General features: G+C 58.5%; 8 protein-coding genes and 1 pseudogene. 3 read left to right on the top strand and 6 right to left on the bottom strand.

What is annotated here, in order from left to right; genetic code table 11:
* Nucleotides 1-696 (top strand): alpha/beta fold hydrolase (locus AB8A50_RS30230; RefSeq protein ID WP_439080095.1); only part of this gene is annotated, 696 nt, incomplete at its 5' end.
* Nucleotides 697-724: 28 nt separating this feature from the next.
* The gene (locus AB8A50_RS30225) at nt 725-1,450 is read left to right on the top strand and encodes a hypothetical protein (RefSeq protein WP_439080094.1); all 726 of its coding nucleotides are present in this window, start codon (nt 725-727) and stop codon (nt 1,448-1,450) included.
* Between the two features lie 458 nt (nt 1,451-1,908).
* On the opposite strand, the gene AB8A50_RS30220 is transcribed toward AB8A50_RS30225, so the two are convergent.
* The 6 genes and pseudogenes from AB8A50_RS30220 to AB8A50_RS30195 all read right to left on the bottom strand — a co-directional run bounded on the left by AB8A50_RS30220 (nt 1,909) and on the right by AB8A50_RS30195 (nt 17,361).
* A complete protein-coding gene (locus tag AB8A50_RS30220) occupies nt 1,909-3,588 on the bottom strand; it encodes an FAD-dependent oxidoreductase (protein ID WP_439080093.1) in 1,680 nt (559 codons plus the stop codon).
* 38 nt (nt 3,589-3,626) lie between these two features.
* Nucleotides 3,627-4,399 (bottom strand): annotated as a pseudogene (locus AB8A50_RS30215) (aldo/keto reductase).
* A 456-nt stretch (nt 4,400-4,855) separates the two neighbouring features.
* Complete coding sequence (locus AB8A50_RS30210; RefSeq protein ID WP_439065981.1) at nt 4,856-6,199, bottom strand: HlyD family type I secretion periplasmic adaptor subunit; 1,344 nt, start codon at nt 6,197-6,199, stop codon at nt 4,856-4,858.
* Between the two features lie 20 nt (nt 6,200-6,219).
* On the bottom strand, nt 6,220-8,559 hold the full coding sequence (locus AB8A50_RS30205; RefSeq protein ID WP_439080092.1) for a calcium-binding protein: 2,340 nt from the start codon (nt 8,557-8,559) through the stop codon (nt 6,220-6,222).
* Nucleotides 8,556-10,307, bottom strand: coding sequence for a type I secretion system permease/ATPase (locus tag AB8A50_RS30200; protein WP_439065983.1), 1,752 nt, complete (start codon nt 10,305-10,307; stop codon nt 8,556-8,558). Before AB8A50_RS30200 ends, AB8A50_RS30205 begins: the two co-directional genes overlap by 4 nt.
* Before the next feature lie 82 nt (nt 10,308-10,389).
* Nucleotides 10,390-17,361, bottom strand: a complete 6,972-nt coding sequence (locus tag AB8A50_RS30195) for a peroxidase family protein (RefSeq protein WP_439080091.1) — start codon at nt 17,359-17,361, stop codon at nt 10,390-10,392.
* A gap of 530 nt (nt 17,362-17,891) precedes the next feature.
* On the opposite strand from AB8A50_RS30195, the gene AB8A50_RS30190 reads away from it, so the two are divergent.
* Complete coding sequence (locus AB8A50_RS30190) at nt 17,892-19,289, top strand: sensor histidine kinase (RefSeq protein ID WP_439065985.1); 1,398 nt, start codon at nt 17,892-17,894, stop codon at nt 19,287-19,289.
* Nucleotides 19,290-19,430: the final 141 nt, after the last annotated feature.

Raw genomic sequence — 19,430 nt, 5'->3', positions numbered from 1 at the left:
TGGGATCCAAAGCTCATCAACGCAATTGCCCAAGACCGGACCGTCATCGTCTTCGACAACGCCGGTGTCGGTACATCCAGAGGCAAGACGCCGGACTCGATCGCGCAGATGACCCTCGACGCGGAACACTTCATCCAAGCCCTCCAGTTAGGAGAGGTGGATTTGTTGGGTTTTTCGCTGGGCGGGTTCATCGCGCAGTTGATTGCGGCGCGGGGGCAGGTGTCCGTCAGGAAACTCGTGTCGGTTGGAAGCGCCCCGCAGGGTGGTGAAGAGCATCTGCTGCAGGTTGTGACCGAAGCCTTCGCGAAAAATGCGGCCGACGTCCGGCTGCCGCTGTTCTTCACGCCATCCGCGAAAAGCCAGGCAGCCGGCAAGGCTTTTATCGACCGCGCGTCGTTTAGAAAGCACGAACGCGATCCCGAAAGTGGCGAGGATATCCGCAATGCGCAGGCCAAGGCGATCATCGCGTGGTGTGCAGACAAGACGGCCGGCAATGCGGTTCTCAAGCAGATCTCCCAGCCGACGCTGATCGTCCATGGCAACGCAGACACGATGTTTCCGGTGATCAACGCCTGGAACATGTTCAAGGCCATGAACGACGCGACGCTGATGATATATCCCGATTCAGCGCATGGCGCGCTTTTCCAATACGCCGATACGTTCGCATCCCACGTCGATCTGTTTCTCACCGCCTGATTTCAACCAAACCTGACAGGACATTCACATGGAAAAGCTCGCACAAAAAATCGTCGAGGCGCATGGCAATCTCGCCGACTGGCAGACATTCAACAGCGTGACGGCGACACTGAAGCAGGGCGGTGCGCTCTGGGGCCTGAAGGGGCACGCCGGAAAACTGGACGACACCTCCGTGACCGTCGGCCTCAAGGACGAGTGGGCGTCTCACGCGCCGTTCGGCCCATCGGGAAAGGTCTCGTTCTTCAGTCCCGGCAGCGTCATCCTCAAAGATGGCGACAGAAAAGTGCTTGAAGAACTCAAAAATCCGCGCGCGTCATTCGCCGGTCATCGCTTGGAAACGCCGTGGTCCGAGCTTCAACTGGCCTATTTCGCCGGCTGCGCCATGTGGACCTATCTCAACATGCCGTTTCTGCTCGCGCGCCCCGACGTTGTCACGTCGCCTCTTACAGACTGGACCGAGAACGGAGTGACGTGGCAGCGGCTGCAGGTGACATTTCCGAACCACATCGCAACGCATAGCAGGGTGCAGACGCTTTATGTCGATGCGGATGGTCTCCTGAAGCGCCACGACTATGACGTCGAGATCGCCGGCAACACGCCCGGCGCCCACTATGTGTCGGACTATGTCGAGGTGCAGGGATTCAAGTTTCCCACCACGCGAAAAATCTTCCCGCGCGGGCCGGACGGCCAATCGCTGCCCGATCCGCTCGTCGTCTCCATCGATCTTTCGGACATCAAGCTCGCACGTACGTAACCGGTCATGAGCCATCAATGAAAGTAATTACAATGTCAGACAACACACGCTTCATTGAGACCGTTGTCCGGATGTTGTGGCCTAGCGATCGATGACGCTGCATAGGCCGTAATGCCGATGACTGAATGCCTCAAAGCCGCACATAAACAGCAGCTATAATGGGCCGCCCTGTCGGCGCCACGTTCGCGACGGGACTGATGAACCCCCGTTGATGTCGTGGCGCTGACCGGCAATTCCGACGGTAACGGCATTCCATCCTGCGTCGAGCGAAACATCGTTCGCTTCGAAAGCCATCGGTGCCGTTCGGAGCACGACGCAACTGGGACCGGCGCTTTCGTAACTCACGGCATGCCAATGCGACAGCCAAGAACAACATAGCGCTCATGGATGCAGCAGTGGCGCCGGCTTATGGCTCACCGGCCAGCTCGCGACAAAGCCGCAACGTTTGCTGGGCAGGCTTAAATCAGAGCGCCAGCGGCCGCCTCGCCCAGAAAACCGTGTAGAGCAGCTACGACTTGCGCGCCTTCGCCGATCGCCCCGCCGACCCGTTTGACCGAGCCGGACCGCACGTCTCCAACCGCAAAGATGCCGGGAACGGATGTCTCCAGCGTTTGCACGATGCGCCCGTGCAGCGGCAGGCCCGTCGTCACGAAGCCAGCGCGGTCCAACGTCACGCCACAATTCTTGAGCCAGGCTGTTGCTGGATCAGCGCCGACGAACAGGAAGAGGTTACTGGTGTCGGTCGTCGCCGTTTTACCGGACAGCCGGCTGCTGGTTGTTACCTTCGCTAATCCCGACGCGGGATTGCCGTCGAGCGCCACAACTTCCGTGTTAAAGACAAGCTCGATATTCGGCGTCGCTTCGATCCGCTCGATCAGATAGCGCGACATACTGTCGGCAAGGCCACCCCCGCGGATCACCATGCGGACGCTTCGTGCTTTGCTGGAGAGAAACACAGCGGCCTGACCGGCCGAATTGCCTCCGCCGACCAGAGCGATGTCCTGGCCCGCGCATAATCTGGCTTCGATCTGCGATGCCCAATACCAGACGCCGCGGCCTTCGAAATCGGAGAGACGTTCGATGTCGGGCCGGCGATAGCGCGCTCCACTGGCGACGACGACCGACTTCGCACGGATTTCCTCGCCGTCGTCCAGGTCAAGCCTGAAAAGGCCGTCGGATCGCGAACAATCTAGTCTCGTCACGGTGACCGGAATCATCATGTCGACACCAAACTTCTGCGCCTGATTGAAGGCGCGCGCCGTGAGCGCCATGCCCGAGATCCCGGTCGGAAAGCCCAGATAGTTTTCGATCCGCGCGCTGGCGCCGGCCTGTCCGCCGAAAGCCCTGGCGTCGCAGACGGTTACCGATAGCCCTTCTGAAGCGGCGTACACCGCCGTTGCAAGGCCGGCAGGCCCGCTGCCGACAATCGCGACATCGTAAAGCCTGCCCTTCGCCGAACGCCTAACCATCCCCAGAGCGTGAGCAAGCTCGGATAGCGAAGGATTGCGAAGCACCGAACCGTCCGGCACCACTACCAGAGGCAGATCGTCGGAAGAGGGCAGGTAGCGAGCAACCAAGTCCGAAGCGTCCTTGTCCAAGGCCGGGTCAAGCAGGTGATGGGGGTGACCGTTCCGTGTCAGGAAGCCTTGCAGCCTGATCACGTCCCTTGAATTGGCAAGGCCAATGAGCGCCGGACCACCCGCAGCGTGTTCGATCAGGCCAACGCGGCGCAGGATCAGCGCTCGCATGATCCGCTCACCGAGTTCCGCCTCGGCAATCAGTAGGGCACGTAACCGCTCGGGCTGGATCAAGAGCGCCTCAACGTCGCCATCGGCGTGGCCGTCGATGAGTGCAGCCCTGCCTGACAATTGTCCGATCTCCGCGACGAATTGACCGGCGCCTTGATCGGTAATCGGCATCACATGACCAAAGCCGTCCCGTTTGGTGATCGCGACGTGGCCCGACAACACCACGAACATTCCGAGCGCGGGCTTGCCCGTTTCGAAAAGCATCTCGCCATCTTTGTAATGCCGGGCCTCCCCAAAGCGCCGCATACGTTCCATCTCGGAGTGCGACAGTGTCGGGAATGTCTGGTCGTGACGCGGCGAGAGGGCCGTTAAGCGTGGGATTGATGGCATCGTGTGCTTCTCTTTCTTGGGGAGCTGAGTGCGCGGGCTCAGGCTTTGCCCGCAACATCCAGCAGCTCGAATTCTTTATCGCTCAGCAAGATGCTGGCCGAGGCGACGTTCTCTTCAAGATGCTTCGGGTCCGCGATCCCGGGGATGGGAATGATCACCTTGCTGCGCCGAAGCAACCAGGCCAGTGCGATTTGACCGGGCGTCGCATTGTGGTTTTTGGCCACGACGTCGAGCGGTGTACCGCGCCCAACCAGTCGGCCCGCCGACAATGGAAACCATGGAATGAAACCGATGCCTGCGCTTTCGCAATAGCGACGCTGACTTCGCTAAGGCCAGCGTGCCGGATCACACCTGTGTCGAGCAGATGCTTCACCGCATCGAACTGCTCCGACGCGGGGACTGCCGGATCGATCCGATGAAGTTGCCAGAGATCCAGCGACTCGACGCCCAATCGCTCGCGACTGATCTCGGCCATCGAGATCAGATACTCCGGGTTGCCGCGTGGAATCCACTGGTCGGGCCCGGGTCGGAAGAAGCCGGCCTTCGTTGCGATGCGCAGGCCGGAATAGGGGTAGAGCGCTTCGCCGATTAAGCTTTCTGAGACGCGGGGGCCATAGGAGTCCGCGGTGTCGATTAGATCAACGCCGAGTTCTGGGAGGCGCTGCAGAGTTCGCATCACGCGGCCGTGGTCAAGCGGTTGTCCCCAAACGCCGGGACCGACAATTCGCATTGCGCCAAATCCGAGACGAGCGATCTTGAGGTCCCCACCGATCGTGACCGTACCGGCATCGCAGGCTGATTGATTGGACATTTCGGCGGCCTCGGGCGGTGACGATTGATTGGCTAGATCGCCCGTGAATAACCGGGTGATCGCAAAACCATTCTGCCGTCATCTTCAAGGCAAGATAAGCATACGCGTGTATGGTCGGCGCCATATCGGTGTAGCTAGGAAAGTGCAGACGGCTGCTCTCCGCGCAAAGCGGGCGTCGCGTTTTTTTGTACGGAGACCTTCTAGCGATACTGACGCTTCGTCAGAAACGGAATCGCATAACATACATTATGGAATATATTCCGCGCCCGGACCGGGACTCGCTGCTGTCGTTGAGCGCCCCATGACAGCCTCAACAGTCCTCCGCCAACGAGTCAGCGTTCAACTGTGACGCTGCAGATCCTTCACTCGAGAGGCAACGTGCCATCGTATCACGTGAATGACGTCTTTGCCCAGCCGGAGACGTCGACCGCTCTCCGCCAAATCGCGAATTTCTGATTACCGTTCTCGGAATGCTCGGTTCATCTGGTCGGTAAACGGCTTCACCAAATACGACGCTGCTGTTCTCTCCTTTGTCGAGATGAACACCTCGGCAGGCATTCCGGGAACAAGCCTCATATCCTTGATCTTCGACATGGCGTCATCCGTGAGTTGAAGATAGGCCATGTAGTGCTCTTGCCCATTTGACGGGTCCTTCACCGATGCCGGCGATACCATAGCGACACGCGCTGTAAGTTCAGGCGTGGTTGTACGGTTAAACGAGGTCAACCGCACCCGGGCACTCTGCCCTTCTCTGACCTGATCAATATCGGTGGGAGAGATCTTCACCTCGAACTTTAGCTCGACACCTTCGGGCACGATGGTGGCAATGCGCGCGGCCGGCGTGATGACCCCTCCAATGGTAAACACGAAGAGCTCATTTACGTATCCGGTGATCGGCGAACGAATCTCGGTACGTGATAGCCGGTCCTCAATGGCGAGCTTGCGTTCGTTCAACTCAGAAATTCGGGCATCGATTAATCTGAGATCACGCTGCGCCTCGGTGCTAGCGTTTTGATCGACGGCAATAATCTGTACGCGAATTTCGCTAGTCCGGACCTTTGCACGAGCAATACTGGAGATGATTTCGCCGCGTTCGCCCCGAATCCGTGCCCAATCCCGGTGAACCGAATAGACGCGGGCGTATTCGACGATCTGCTTGGCAAAAAGATCATTCAGCTTGTCCCGCTCGACGCCCACGAGCTTGATCTCTTCCTCCTTAGCTGCCAGACGCGCTTCCATTCCGTTTATTTCTTCGCCGGTTTGGGCAATGCTCAGTTCAAGCTGCTCCTTCTGGCTATCTCGACCAAGCTTGTTGCCTGCAAATAGGCGCCGTTCTCCCTGAACCACCGTATCAACAGAGGTCGAGATTGCTGGAAGTTCGGCAGGGAAATCAATGGACGGCAAGTTATCACGCTCGGCGATCAATCGTGCCTGACGCCCCAGGGATTCGCCAAGCTGCGAACGCACGATCAGGAGTTCAGCCCTAATCTGCACATCATCAAGCGTCGCGAGAATCTGCCCCTGCTTGACGAAATCACCGTGGCGGACGGCGAGAGTCTTTACGATACCGCCATCCCTGTGCTGAACCTCTTTTAGGTTCTGGTCGACTTTCGCTACACCCGACGCGACAACGGCCCCCTCCAGCATTGCCAACGCGGCCCATCCCCCGCAGCCGGCCACCAATAGCAGAACGAGTGTCAGACCTCCGACGACACGCGGCCATATACGGAAGGAACTGCCGCGAACGGGCTTCGGCGCAACAACTTCTGCCTCAAACTGTCTGGCGTCAAAATGTTTCATTGTCCGAGGTCCTGCCTGCTTTAGCTTATGGCAACGGTGAACTGGAGCTGGTGATGGCCGGCGACTTCGATGGAGAAAAAGTCGTCTGAATCCGATCGGTCATGCACATCCACCACGGTAAATTCACCATCATTCAGATGTTCGAACCGAAAGCGAACCGGTCGGTTATCCTGATTACCCTGCAGATAGATGTCGTCGAACATATCCGCGATCTGCTGCCCGTCGTCCGCTTCTTGCAAATAGGCGATTTCGTATGTCGCCGCAAAAATGCGATCGCCCACCGTGAAGTCGGTGATCTTACGGATCAGGAGCGGCTCATGGTCGTCATCGCTGCGTTGAAATTCAAAACGATCCCTGCCCAAACCGCCGGTCATGGAGACCGATCCTGAACCGGCAATCAGGCGATCGTCACCACCTCCACCAATGATTTTTTCAAACGAATTGATCAGGTCGTGACCAATGTCCTGGCCGTCCGCGCGTCCATTCGCAAGGTCGATGGTGACGCTGAGGGTCGCGGTGGCATAAGACAGTGTATCTGAGCCGTCGCCTCCATCGTATTGATCACTCGCAGCGTCAGCGGTTGCCGAGACGCGATCATCGCCCTCCCCGGTCTGCACGACGTCCTGGCCCGCACCATCCGCGACGACATCGTCACCAATTCCTCCGATCAATCTGTCGTTGCCCGCCGCCCCATCCATTGATAGCGACCACGCTCCAGCGGTGATTGTGTCACCGCCACTTCCGCCAATCACCGCTTCAAATCGCGCGATCTGGTCGTTTCCGATATCCGCGCCGCTCGCTGCATTATTTGCGACGTCGACTAAAACTCCGGATGTCGCAGTCGAATAATCCAAAGTGTCGATGCCCGCGCCGCCATCGTAGCTGTCCGCTTCGCCGTCTGCAGCCGCAATCAGATAGTCATCGCCCGTGCCGCCATCAACGGTGTCGCGGCCGACACCATCGAAAAGTGTATCGTTACCGTCACCGCCAGCGAGGAAATCATTGCCGGCACCGGCAATCACAATGTCCGCGCCATCGCCGCCATCGAGATTATCGTCACCATCTCCACCGTCGAGTGTGTCGTTGCCTCGATCGCCCCTAGCAAGATCTTCCCCCGCACCGGCAAGAATGATGTCATTACCTGCGCCACCGAACAGCACATCATTGCCATGTTCACCCATCAAGTTGTCGTCGCCGTCTTCGCCGTAGATCCGGTCGTTTCCTGCCCCGCCAAAGACGATGTCATTGCCAGAACCTGCAAATACAAGATCATTTCCCGCACCGGCATAGACGACGTCATTGCCGGCCCCAGCGACGATGTGGTCGTCACCCCCGTCACCGAAAATGACATCATTGCCTTCGCGCGCATCTATATTGTCATTGCCGTCGCCAGCGTTGATGGTATCAGCGCATTGCGTACCAAGAAGATTGTCGTCCCCGCTGGTTCCGAGAATCGGTGGCGCTGCCACGACATTAAAATAGGCTACTTGAGGTACAACGACGAACCCGTCAGTGATGAAATAAGTCAACTTGACCGGTCCGAGCATTCCCTGATCATGAACAAAAGACCAATCGCCGTCGGCGCTTTGGCTCACGCTCCCAGAGTTCGCAGACAAGCCGACAACACGAAGACTGTCGCCGTCAGCATCGCTAGCGCCTGCCAGAAGAGCGAGCATTGAAATCAAGAACGCCTGACAACCATATATGTCTTGGAGATATACCGGACCGTTGATGCGCGGCGCCCTGTTCCGCGCCGTCTCTGGATTCACGCCTCCGGGATTTGGAATGTCGATCAGGGGTGGACGCGGTCCTTGCGGCTGTGCGCCCGATCCTCTGCTGTCTCCATCTCCGCCGCCTCCGCCTCCGCCTCCGCCTCCGCCGGTTCGCCCGGTGTCACCCTGCCCCGCTGGCCGGTTATCCTTCGGGCGCTCCGGATCGATCGATGATCCGGAACTTAGGTGCACAACAGGTGGCCGTTCCAGCCCATTCCCATGCGTGACGGAGCTGTTCTGTACGCCCTCTTCCGATTTAGGCAGGACCGGAGCATCGGATCTCGACGATCCTCGCGTCCGTTCCGTGCCGCCAGTTACGTCCTCTTCTGATTCTGCTTCGCCTTCGACGCGTTGTTCGTTGTCGCGTCCGTCTTCGCTGCTCTCTTTATTAGGCTGTTCGTGCTTTTCGTCCGCGCGCGCTTCGACGCGAATCGGCAGAAAGCTGCGCAGATAGGCTACGCAACTGGCCAAAAATAAAAGAAAGACAACCGGAACAAGCCTTCCCTTGTGGTTGTCGCTCTCGACAAAATCATCGCGGCTCTGCTTCGCCGGTCCGGATTCCTGCTTGGTGGCCCTGGCTGTAATCATGCTGGCCTCCTGACCATTGTTTGCTGATCTTCTGTAACCGGCTTGGCAGCTCCCTGCAGACCCGGCGTCATAATGTCGTGCTTATTGCCGAAAGCGACCATCCGGCCATTCTGTACGATGGCGACGAGGTCCACCGCCACAAGCGCGCTTGGCCGATGCGCGATGACGATCGTGATCCCCCCGCGCTCGCGAATACCCTCGATCGCTCGCGTGAGTGCTTCTTCGCCTTCGCCGTCAAGGTTTGAATTCGGCTCGTCCATGACGACGATGAAGGGGTTGCCATAGAGCGCGCGTGCCAACGCGACGCGCTGTCGTTGACCGGCGGACAAAGCCGCGCCTTGCGGACCCAGTTGGGTCCGATATCCCGACGGCATCTTCACGATCATCTCATGAACGCCAGCCGCTTTCGCGGCGTCGACAACCTTACGAAAGTCCGGCTGCGGCTCGAACCGACAGATGTTCTCTTCGATTGTTGCATCCATCAAGCTAACTTCTTGTGGCAGGTAGCCGATGTGCTGGCCAATCTCGTCCTCGCGCCATTGGCTAAGATCGGCCCCGTCGAGCCTCACACTTCCACGCAGCACCGGCCATATGCCGGTCAGTGCACGCACCATGGTGGTCTTACCGCCCGCACTGGGGCCTATGATTCCAAGCGCCTGTCCCGCCTCGATCTCGAAGTTGATATCGCTCAAAATAATTTGGCCTGATCCCGGGGCAGCAATGGTCGCCTTGTCCACCGTTAGACGCATGCTCGGGGCTGGTAATTGCATTGGCTGGTCCGCCGCAGCAAGAGCGATCACCGTATCGCGTAGCCGCGCATGAGCCATGCGTGCTGCGATAAACGACTTCCAGTTTCCGATCGCGAGATCGACTGGCGCGAGCGCGCGCGAAGAGGCTACCGAACATGCAATGATCGCACCGGCGGACAATTCATTCTTGATTGTTAGATATGCGCCAAGCCCAAGCAGCGCCGATTGCAGGATCATGCGGAAGACCCGAGAGACAGCTGCAAATGTACCTGTGATATCGTTGGCCTTGGTCTGCAATTCCAGATGCTCGCCGTTTGCCTCGTTGAAACGACCCACAGCTCGCCCGGCAAAGCCCATGGCCTTGAGAACGTCGGCATTGCGCGCATTGCAGTCGGCAATCGTGTTTCGCGCGAGCGCCGCCTTGCGTGTTGACACGCTGAGACGTTTTGTCAGCACTTCGCTGACAACCGTCATAACCGTCAGAAAGAGCGCGCCCGCGATCGTCAACGCACCAAGCAGCGGATGAAGGAAATAGATGAATGCGAGATAGATCGGCATCCAGGGTAGATCGAACAGTGCTGCCGGTCCCTGACTGCCCAGGAAACCACGAACCGTATCGACATCGCGACCCCGCTCAAGAGCCTCCGATGTCGAAAAGCCAAAACGCGGCATATCGATCGCGACCCGGTGCGCGAGTGGCGCAATCTTCTTGTCCATCCGGGCACCGACACGAACAAGCACTTGGGACCGGATGACGTCGAAGCAGCCCTGAAACAGATACAGCCCCACAGCCAGACCTGAGAGCACGACCAGCGTCGGTATGCTTCCGCTGGTCAAGGCTCGGTCATAGATCTGCATCATATATAGCGAGCCAGTCAGAGCCAGAACGTTGATCAGCCCCGATACGATGAACAAGAAAATAACGATACCGCGCAAGCCGCGCGTGAGTTCTGCAAGGCTCCTGCGTTTTGCGGGAGTGAGTTCTTTTGATTTTACCATTGTGATGCCGCCCGGATTTCAAACTCAAGAGGACGAGTTTGGGAGCAGTGGATCAACGATCCACCGCTCCCAATCTTGCAGACTAGAGCCCGACGTTGGCCGCCGTCAGCTGCTGATGCCCAGCGATTTCGATCTTGAAATCGGCATCCGTGTTTCCATCGATGTTGCCCTGCACGATTGTGAAGTCACCGTCGTCTCGTGACACGAAGCTAACAGCCAGTTGGCCCGCGGCACTGAACGCGGCTCCATTGATCAGCTCGAAAGCCTGATCGCCAGTTGCAGTCATATTGGCATCGATGCCGGTGAGGTCGATCCGGTCGCCCGGCTGGAATCCGAGGATGGTGTCGCCGTTAGTAGCCGACGCGGATGTGAATGTGAACGTGTCATTACCTAGACCGCCGTTCATCACGTTGACGGCATTACTCGCAATGATGACATCGTTCCCGGATCCGGTTGTAACGTTCTCAATGCCCCAGATCGTGTCATTACCGGTCTGCGAGCTTGATACGCTTCCATTGGCAAAGGCGGCCGGGCCGGAGCCCAGATTGACGGTGATGTTGGCGGTGGTCGCCGACATATTGAGGGTATCTATCCCCGTCCCGCCTTCACTATCGTCACCGAAATAGACATCGTCGCCGTCAGCCACCTCCGCCACGATCAGGTCGTCGCCGGCACCGCCGAACACCGTGTCTGCTCCGGCGCCGCCATTGATCAGATCGTTGCCTGCTTCACCCAGGATACGGTCTGCTCCGGATTCGCCGTAGATAATGTCGGCCTGATTACCCCCGAACACCTGATCGTCGCCGTTGCCGGCGAAGATCACATCCCGGCCGTCGCCGCTGTTGACGAAGTCGGCACCGTCGCCCGCCGAAATCGCATCGGCTCCAGCATTGCCGATCACGACGTCATCACCATCGAATGCAATGATGTTGTCGTCGCTTGCCGTTCCGACTAGCACGTCCATCTGCTGGGTTCCGGTTCGGACTGCGCCGGTTGACGGGACAGCATTCCCGGCTTCCTCGTTGTCTTCGTCATCGCCACCACAATCATCGTCGTGATCGCCGGAACCCACCTGAGGGCCGGCGCCGGCTGCGACGTAGCTGATGCTGTGGGCACCGTTAGTTAGGGTCGTTACGCCGTTCGTGACCGTCTCATCGTAGTCGGCGGCCGTCGTACCTGCAGGCAGTTCGATCACATCCTGCGGACGCAGAGTTCCAATGATGGTGTCGTGGCCCCCATTGGAGCGGAACACGATGCGATGCGCCGAACTCAGGGCGGTGATATCCACGGTGTCGTCGCCGACATTGCCGTCGATGGTGATGGTGCTGAAGTTGAGGCTGGTGTTCGGCAGGTTGAAGTCGCCGATCACCGTGATCGTGTCGCCGCTCGAAGCACCGCCGTTCAGGCCGCCGCCGTCATTGGCGGTGACGTTGGTGGTGTTGATCTGGATTTCCTCGATGTTGTCGAGTTCGGCAATGACCGAGGCATTGTTGGTGCCGTTGCGTGTGATCACAATTTCAGTGCCAGCGGCGAGCGAGGAAAGGTTATTTCCCGCCACAGCACCCCATGCCGCCCTTGTATAGATACGGAAGGCTTCGGCAGCGGCAACACCAGTGAGCACGTAGGTGTCCGAGGATGTATCCCGGCCGGCGGTTATCGCGGTCGTGCCACCATCGATGATATCGCGGCCGTCGGTGCTGAGCTGAGTGATCGTGTCGGCGCCTGAACCGCCACGGATCGCATCGTTGGCCGCTCCGCCATTGATGGCATCGTTGCCCCCACCGCCCTCGATGGTGTCGGTACCGCCAAGACCCAGCAGGGTATTGGCATTGCCGTCGCCGGTGATCGTATCGTTACCGGCGCCGCCGGTAACGTTTTCGATGCCCGACACGAACGAGAAGCCCGATGCCGCGCCGTTGTTGAGATCCACCGTGACGGAACCCGCCGACGTATAGATCAGGGTATCGGTGCCACCGGCCAGGTCGGCCGTAACCGATTCAACGCCGGCAATGGTGCCGCCCTCGAATAGGGTAAGCGCCGTGCCGTTGAAGGACACGTCGAGCGTCTCACCACCGCCAGTCCCGGTGATTTCCAGCGCGTCGATATCAGCGCCGCCGTCCACGGTATCGGTGTCATCGCCGAATGTGTAGCGGATGGTATCGTTGCCGGCACCGCCGTTGACGATATCGTTGCCGTCGCCACCGGTCAGGGTGTCGTCGCCGATGCCGCCGTTCAGCGTGTCGGTGCCGTCCTGGCCGAGCAGCGTGTCATTGCCACCGTTGCCGTTCAGGGTGTCGTTGCCGGTTTGGCCGAATATCGTATCGTTGCCGATATTGCCGCTCAGGGTGTCGTTGCCAGCAACGCCGCCATAGATGATGTGATCGTTCGTAAGCGTTATGGCGATCGTATCGTTGGCGTTCGATCCGGTTCTGATCGTGAAGGTCTCGACACGGGTCAACCCGGTGTCGTCCGTTACACGGACATTGAGCGTGTAAGTGGCGTTCGTGCCCATTGTGCCGCCGGTGCGCGCCACCGTGCCGCCGCTGCTCACCGTAAAGCCCGCGCTGCTCCCGGCCAGCAAGGCGTAGGTGAAGGTACCTGCACCATTGGGATCGACTGCGCTCAGGGTTGCAATCGTGCCGTTCCCGGGGAGCGTTGTGTTGCCCGGCGTTACACCGTTCCACTGGATGTCAGTGGGCGGACGCGGCACGTCTATTTCCACGTCGGAGAAGCGCAGGCGCTCCATGTTGCGCAGGATATCGATGCCATCCAGACCACCGGGTGTGAACCCACCTGCCCCATCGGGAATCAGATGCTCCACCCGGATACTGCCATCCGCATTACCCGTGATCGTGTAGTTCGCCCTGATATCAGAGAAGACCGCGGTGTCGGTATCGCCAGTTCCAGTCGCCGAGACGATGTCGCGGACGATCTTGAGCTGCCCGGGATTGACTGTGCCGGACAAAACCGAGGAAACCAGCGTCGTCATCGAGTCGTGGTAGCTCAGGACCGTGTTACCGGTCGGACCATTGGCGTCGTAGCTGGACATGACCGCGATGCGGACCCTCAGCCACTTGTCGCCATCGAGGATGTCGTCGCCGCCACGGCCTTCGATGAGGTCGCTGCCGGCGCCCCCGAGGAGGATGTTGCCCCCGACAAAGCTGCCCTGGGCATCGAACGAGCCTGCCCCGGCTCCAACCAGCAGCTGCTGCAAACCCTGGATAAGGGCTATGCCCTCGGCATCCAGGGCACTGCCGCGGAAGCCTTCGGTCGGCACATCCGCGGCGGTGACGTCGGTACCTCGGATCACGTCATCCTTGGTCGAGCCCGAAGCGCCTTCCACCTGGGTGAAGGTGTCTAGTGCCACATTGGCTGGAAGGACCGGAACACCAGGAAGTATCTGCCGGGCGAGATCGACATCCACCGCGAAGTTCATGTCGCCGTAAGTCGTCCAATCGTAGCCGGACATGCCGTCGAACTTGCCGCGGCCGAGGCTGCCGAACCAGATATCGTCGCCGCCTTCGCCGATGAACTCGTCGAAGCCGCCGTCGCCGTGGAACACGTCGTGACCCTTGACCGCGTCGGCCTGGAACTGGTCGTCGAAGTTATCGCCGACCGCGCCGGTCCAGGCTCCGACTTCAATCCAGTCATCACCTTCGCCGCCAAGTGTCTGCTCGGTAGTCTTGCTGCCCAGCACGAAGTCGTTGCCGACCCCGCCAAAGGCCTCGTCAAGCATATCCGCACCCAGGACGATGAAGTCCTGCCCCGCGTCACCGACGATCAGATCGACGCCCGCGCCGGCATTGATGGCATCGTGTCCTGCGCCGGAGCGGATGATGTCGTCGCCGAACAGATCGGTTATGATGTCGTCGCCGTCGCCGCCAAAGTAGGAGTCGTTGCCCGCGCCGCCTTCGAGCCGATCATTGCCGCCGTCGGCATAGAGCGTATCGTCGCCTTCGCTGCCGATCAGGATGTCGTTGCCATTGGTGCCACCGAGCAGAACGTGTTCAACGCCGGTATATTTCAGGTAGTTCGAATCCGGGCCAACCGTGCCGGGGTTATTACGAATAACCAGCGGGGTAAGAATGCTGCCGCCGGTCGGATCGTTACCCAGGTTGTCGGCGGATTCGTCGATCGCTGTGTTCGGATCGTCCAATAGGATGCCGTCTTGGCCGGCAGTTTCACCGAGGCCGGGATTCCATTGCTTAGTCCGGTCGATTTCCAGAATAAGGCCGGGCGTCGAGAAGACGTCGGAGGGCAAATGGCCCGCGTCCGCGTTGAGGCTGATGATTTTGGCGAAGGTGTTGTTTTCCATTTCCGACAGGAAATGCATGCCATCCAGGCGCTGCAGATAATAGAACCGGTCGCCGTCCTGTAGTTGCTCGAGCTGGACTTCGAACACAAAGTTGAAAGTCGAGCCGAGCATGCCGCCAAACGGCAGGATCTTTTCGGCAAGACCACCAATCCACAGGTCGATGTTGTCGAGTCCGGTGGTCGTGACGCCGCTGGGCAAGCTGGCCCACGCGCCGGTGCCGTTCAAGAAATCCTCCGCGTCAGCCGGGACGCTGATCGTGCGGGCTTCATTCGCCGCAGTCGCCGGGTTATCGAGGATAGACTGTGGCGTGCCAAAGATGATGGCCATCGCCGCAGCGCGCTTACCTTCAATCGTTGCCTCGCCAGTAATCGAGCTGTGCAGGCCATAGGCGGCCATGAAGTTGATGACCGAGGCTTCATTCTTGAGATTGCCGGCAAACTCCACCCAGCTATCGTAGGGCTTGAGTTCTGGCGCGTGCGAACTTGCCTCGAAGAACTCGCGGCGAGCAGCATTTAGCGAAGGAACGCCTGCATCCCGGCCGCGCGCGAGATTGATGGTGGCCAGATCGAGCGGCAGCCCCAGCAGATTGTTGCGCAGCGCACTGGTGACGAACTCGTCGATTTCATTGCCAACCTGGCGCGTCATTCCGCGGATGATATCACCAGCGGCGATGCTGTCGGCGACGGCGTGGCCCGTATCGAACTCGATCGGGTTGAGAAAGCCTTCAATCAGGCTGATCTGATCATTGGTGAACGAAGCATCCAGCCGGTCGATCTGCTCGGTCAGCATGGAGTGGCCGAAGCGGTAAACCACATGGGCGAACTCAGCCACGATGGCCGGGTTAATGTCCGCGTGATACCCGTCCGGAACTACGAAGAAGTCGATATTGGGTTGGATTTTGCGCGCAAAGTCCTCGAACACCGTATGCTGATATTGCATTTCAGTGCCGAACTTGGCTGCCTGGAACAAGCGCTCGCCGTCCCAGGTCAAGGTAGCGGCATAGGCTGCAAGGGCGGCCGGGTTCGTCGGGATGGCATTGACCTGCGCTTGCGTCAGATCGATGTCCAGCCACTCGTTGATAAAGGCCATGTCCTTGCTGGCGAGCACGATTTCCTTGGTGTGCTCGACCAGACGGTTGTGCTCGGAGTGGAAAATGTGATGCACGGCAGTCAGGCCGATATTCTCGTTGACACGGCCGTCACCGGCGATGAAGTGCGCATCAAGCAATTCGTTGTCATAGACCGCCGGGTTGTTGCCGGGGTTCAGCAGGCCGATTTCAATGTCGCCGTCCGCAATGCCATTTGGCACCGCGTCATGGGCAATATCTGCCAGGAATGCCGCGTTGATGCGGATTGCGCTGGCGAGGCCGACCGGGGCGGCAAAGGTGCCGGAGATGACGACGTCATCGGCAGTATTGGGAACGCCATCGGCGCCAACGCCGGTGATTATCTGGGCAAACCCGGCGGCATTTGGGATGAAGTTGCCGTAGGCGTCGGTGCGGAGCAGTGGCACAGCGCCAACATCCTGGTCGGTCAGAAGGATGCCAAGCATCTTGGCCTGTTCCTTGACCTCGGCCCAAGTGGCCATGCCGCCCGGCTGAGCGCCTCCGCCTTCGATGAGTTTACCAGTGGCGTGCGGCTTGCCATCCACACCCATCGCGTACTGCCGCAGGAAAACCTGATGCGAAGCGTGCGAGGTATAGGTCTGATTCTGGTCAACGAAGGGCGTTGTGGTGTTGACCGGGCGGGTGTCGTCGGCCGTTCCCATGATGCCGTCGGCACCGGGGCCTACCGTAGCGCGTGTCAGCACCATGAAATTGGTCGGGCTGCCCGCCACATAAAGCGGGTCGTCCGGCTGCAGCGGAACAAACACTGTGCCGCTGCCGCCCTTGTTCACGAGATCAAGGCCGTGATCGAAGAACTGGCCGAACAGGGTGAACCAAGAATTGAATGGAGCCGACAGGCCTGCGTCAGGTGCCACGTTGGTTACTCTGACGTTATCGCCATCCATGACGATTCCGAACGGCTCAAGCGCCGCATCGCGAACGATGCTCGCGGCTTCAAGATTGAAAACCGCGACATCGTGCGCGGCAGTCGCCGCTGCCAGCGTATCTATCGCAGTCTGCTCGGCGGGAGTCGGGGGTGTGTCCGGATTGCCATCGCTGAGGGCGTTTGCCGCTGCTTTGGCATTATCCATGACAACGCGCGACTGGTATTCCGCATTGGAGACCGGCTTGTAAATGTCGTAAATGGCCTGCACCAGGGCCACGTTGGTGAGGTCCGCGGCCACGAGACCGCCAACCTGCAAACCCTTGATGATGGCTGCCGGATTGCCCAGGGTCTGGTCGACGATCAAGTTGGAGATCGTGCGCAGACTGGAGTCGAAGACCATCGAACCAGGATTGTTGGAGGGATTGTAGTTGGTCGGCACTGGGGGGCCGAAGCCGGGCGGGATGGTTTGGGCCGGCCGAAACACCGGATCGAGCAATTCTGGGAATGGCAGATCGGCCGCGCCCCAATGTTCCTGGCCCGGCAACAGGTTGTTGTATGAGCCGTCGACGGTGCGCAGCCCAAGGCTCAGGGTATACGCGGGAACCGAGCCGACCTGACCGGCATCGCCTACACCGTAGAGCGGGGCAGCGTTCGGATCATTCGGGTTGGCAACATAGGCAGCGTGCTTTTCGGCGATCTTGATCTGCTCTAGAATGAATTCCAGATCGCTCTTGATATAATTGGCCATATTGCTCTCCCTATGTAAGTCGTTTCACCCTTAAGCCCGTCTACGACTATTCCGTCCGACAGTTTTCGATGTTCAACGGAGGTCAAAATCAAGCTGGTGGTGATGGCTGGCCCCTCTGGCATCAGATCTCCACGCTAGGGCCGCCGTATTTGCTTGCTTAGGGGACAAGGTCCGAGCAGCACTCGGACTGAAGACCAACCACGATAGGACCTTGGTCTGACGACCTTTGTGTCTGTAAGGGAGAATGGTCTTTGTGTGCAGGAACCCGCTCTGGATCAGTGCGTCCGCCGCTCATGTTCTCTATTTGGCTTTGTATCGGACCCACGATCGGCGAGTTAGCTTTACGTGGAACAGCTCCCGATCCGACGGAGGCATAAGATGCGACAGCCCAATCCTGACGCTCCACTCAGTGATCGCTTTTAGAAGAATTTGAAAATTCGGCTTTATCCGCCCTACCTCAATTTTCTAAGTCTGACTAAGCAAATCAAACGCGATTTCAGTAACCCGATTATTCAAAGCGGAACCTCGCAATGATCTGGCACCGACCCGATATCGGTCAAAAGTCAAACCTCTTTCGACAATTTTTCATCGCCGCCACGCTGACGATCGTCATTTCCATGACTTTGCTCGCGTATTTCATCTCGCGCCAGCTTGAGACGAGCATGATGGAAACGGCAGCCGAGGAAGGCGCGATTCTGGTCGACGTATTCCTTGGCCCCTCCCTTCAGGAGCTGGCAACGTCCTCGACGCTAACTTCCAACACAGCACTAGCACTGGACAATCTGCTTAAGACAACCATGGGTGAGCGCACTAAGGCGCTAAAGGTCTGGTTACGAGATGGTACGTTGGCTTATGCAACCGACAAGCGGCTCATCGGGCAGAAATTTCCATCTGCCGAACGGGATGCGGCGTTTGCCGGTAAGGCCTTTGGTGGATTTGCGGATACGGACGATGCAGAACATCAGACAGAACAGCCATTCGAACGACCGCTGATCGAGATTTACGCACCAATCTATGCGACGGGAAGTCGCGACGTCATTGCAGTTGGAGAAGTATACAATAGTGGAGCGCGCTTCACCGCCGAACTACAGACGATGAGGGTGACCACAGCCAGCATTGTCGGCGCCGTTACCGCCCCCATGATGATCATACTGTTTGTGACGGTATGGCGCGCCAATGCCATTGTTTCGGGTCAGCGGCTCTCGCTTCAAAAACGAATTGACGAGGCTCAAGCACTTGCAGCGCAGAATGATCAGCTGCGCCGCACTTCCGAAGCCGTAAAACTCGCCGCCATGCACTCCAACGAACGCCTGTTAGGAGAAATCGGACAAGATCTTCACGATGGTCCCATTCAACTCGCCAGCGTTTTGGCACTTAAATTGAGTGAACTTGCTGACACAAATCCGAACACGACACGTGTATTGTTGACGAACGTTACAGACCTCACGTCCAGTATCCTCAAAGAACTGCGCGACATCTCAACCGGCCTCGTGTTGCCGGAGCTTGACGGGCTCACCTGCGCCGAGACAATTGAGCTCGCAGTTTCGCGCCACGAACGAAACACGGCGACCAATGTGACATGCGAGATCGACTCATTATCTTTCCGTCCAGAACAATCACTTCAAGTATGCGTGTTTCGTGTGGTTCAGGAATGTCTGAACAACGCATATGCGCATGGAGACGGCCAGGACCAACATGTGACAGCAATCCAGGATGCATCGTCTGTGACGATCATTGTGGGCAACAGCGGGATCACCGAACTCAGCACTAAACCTTCGTCTGGCAGAGGCGCGCGGCTCGGGTTGTTGGGCCTTCGCAGGAGAGTGACGGCGCTTGGTGGCAGCTTCTTCGTCGAACCGCAAGATGACCGTATGACAGTGACCGTAACACTTCCAATATCAAAAACATCAACGCCAACACAACCTTAAATAGCAACGTATAATCAGCTAGTGCTGGGCTTAACGCTAAGTTAAATTCGACATTTACAACGCCTCTAAAGCGTGCACAGTTTAGCTCATTGTTCATGCACACTAGCATGCGTATTTGTACATATTAGTCCTACTTGATTT

It is taken from the genome of Tardiphaga sp. 841_E9_N1_2 (genome assembly GCF_051811065.1).
In the GTDB taxonomy this organism is placed as follows: domain Bacteria; phylum Pseudomonadota; class Alphaproteobacteria; order Rhizobiales; family Xanthobacteraceae; genus Tardiphaga; species Tardiphaga robiniae.
Note: the sequence above shows the minus strand (reverse complement) of the source record. Positions and strands in the feature narration are given on the sequence as shown.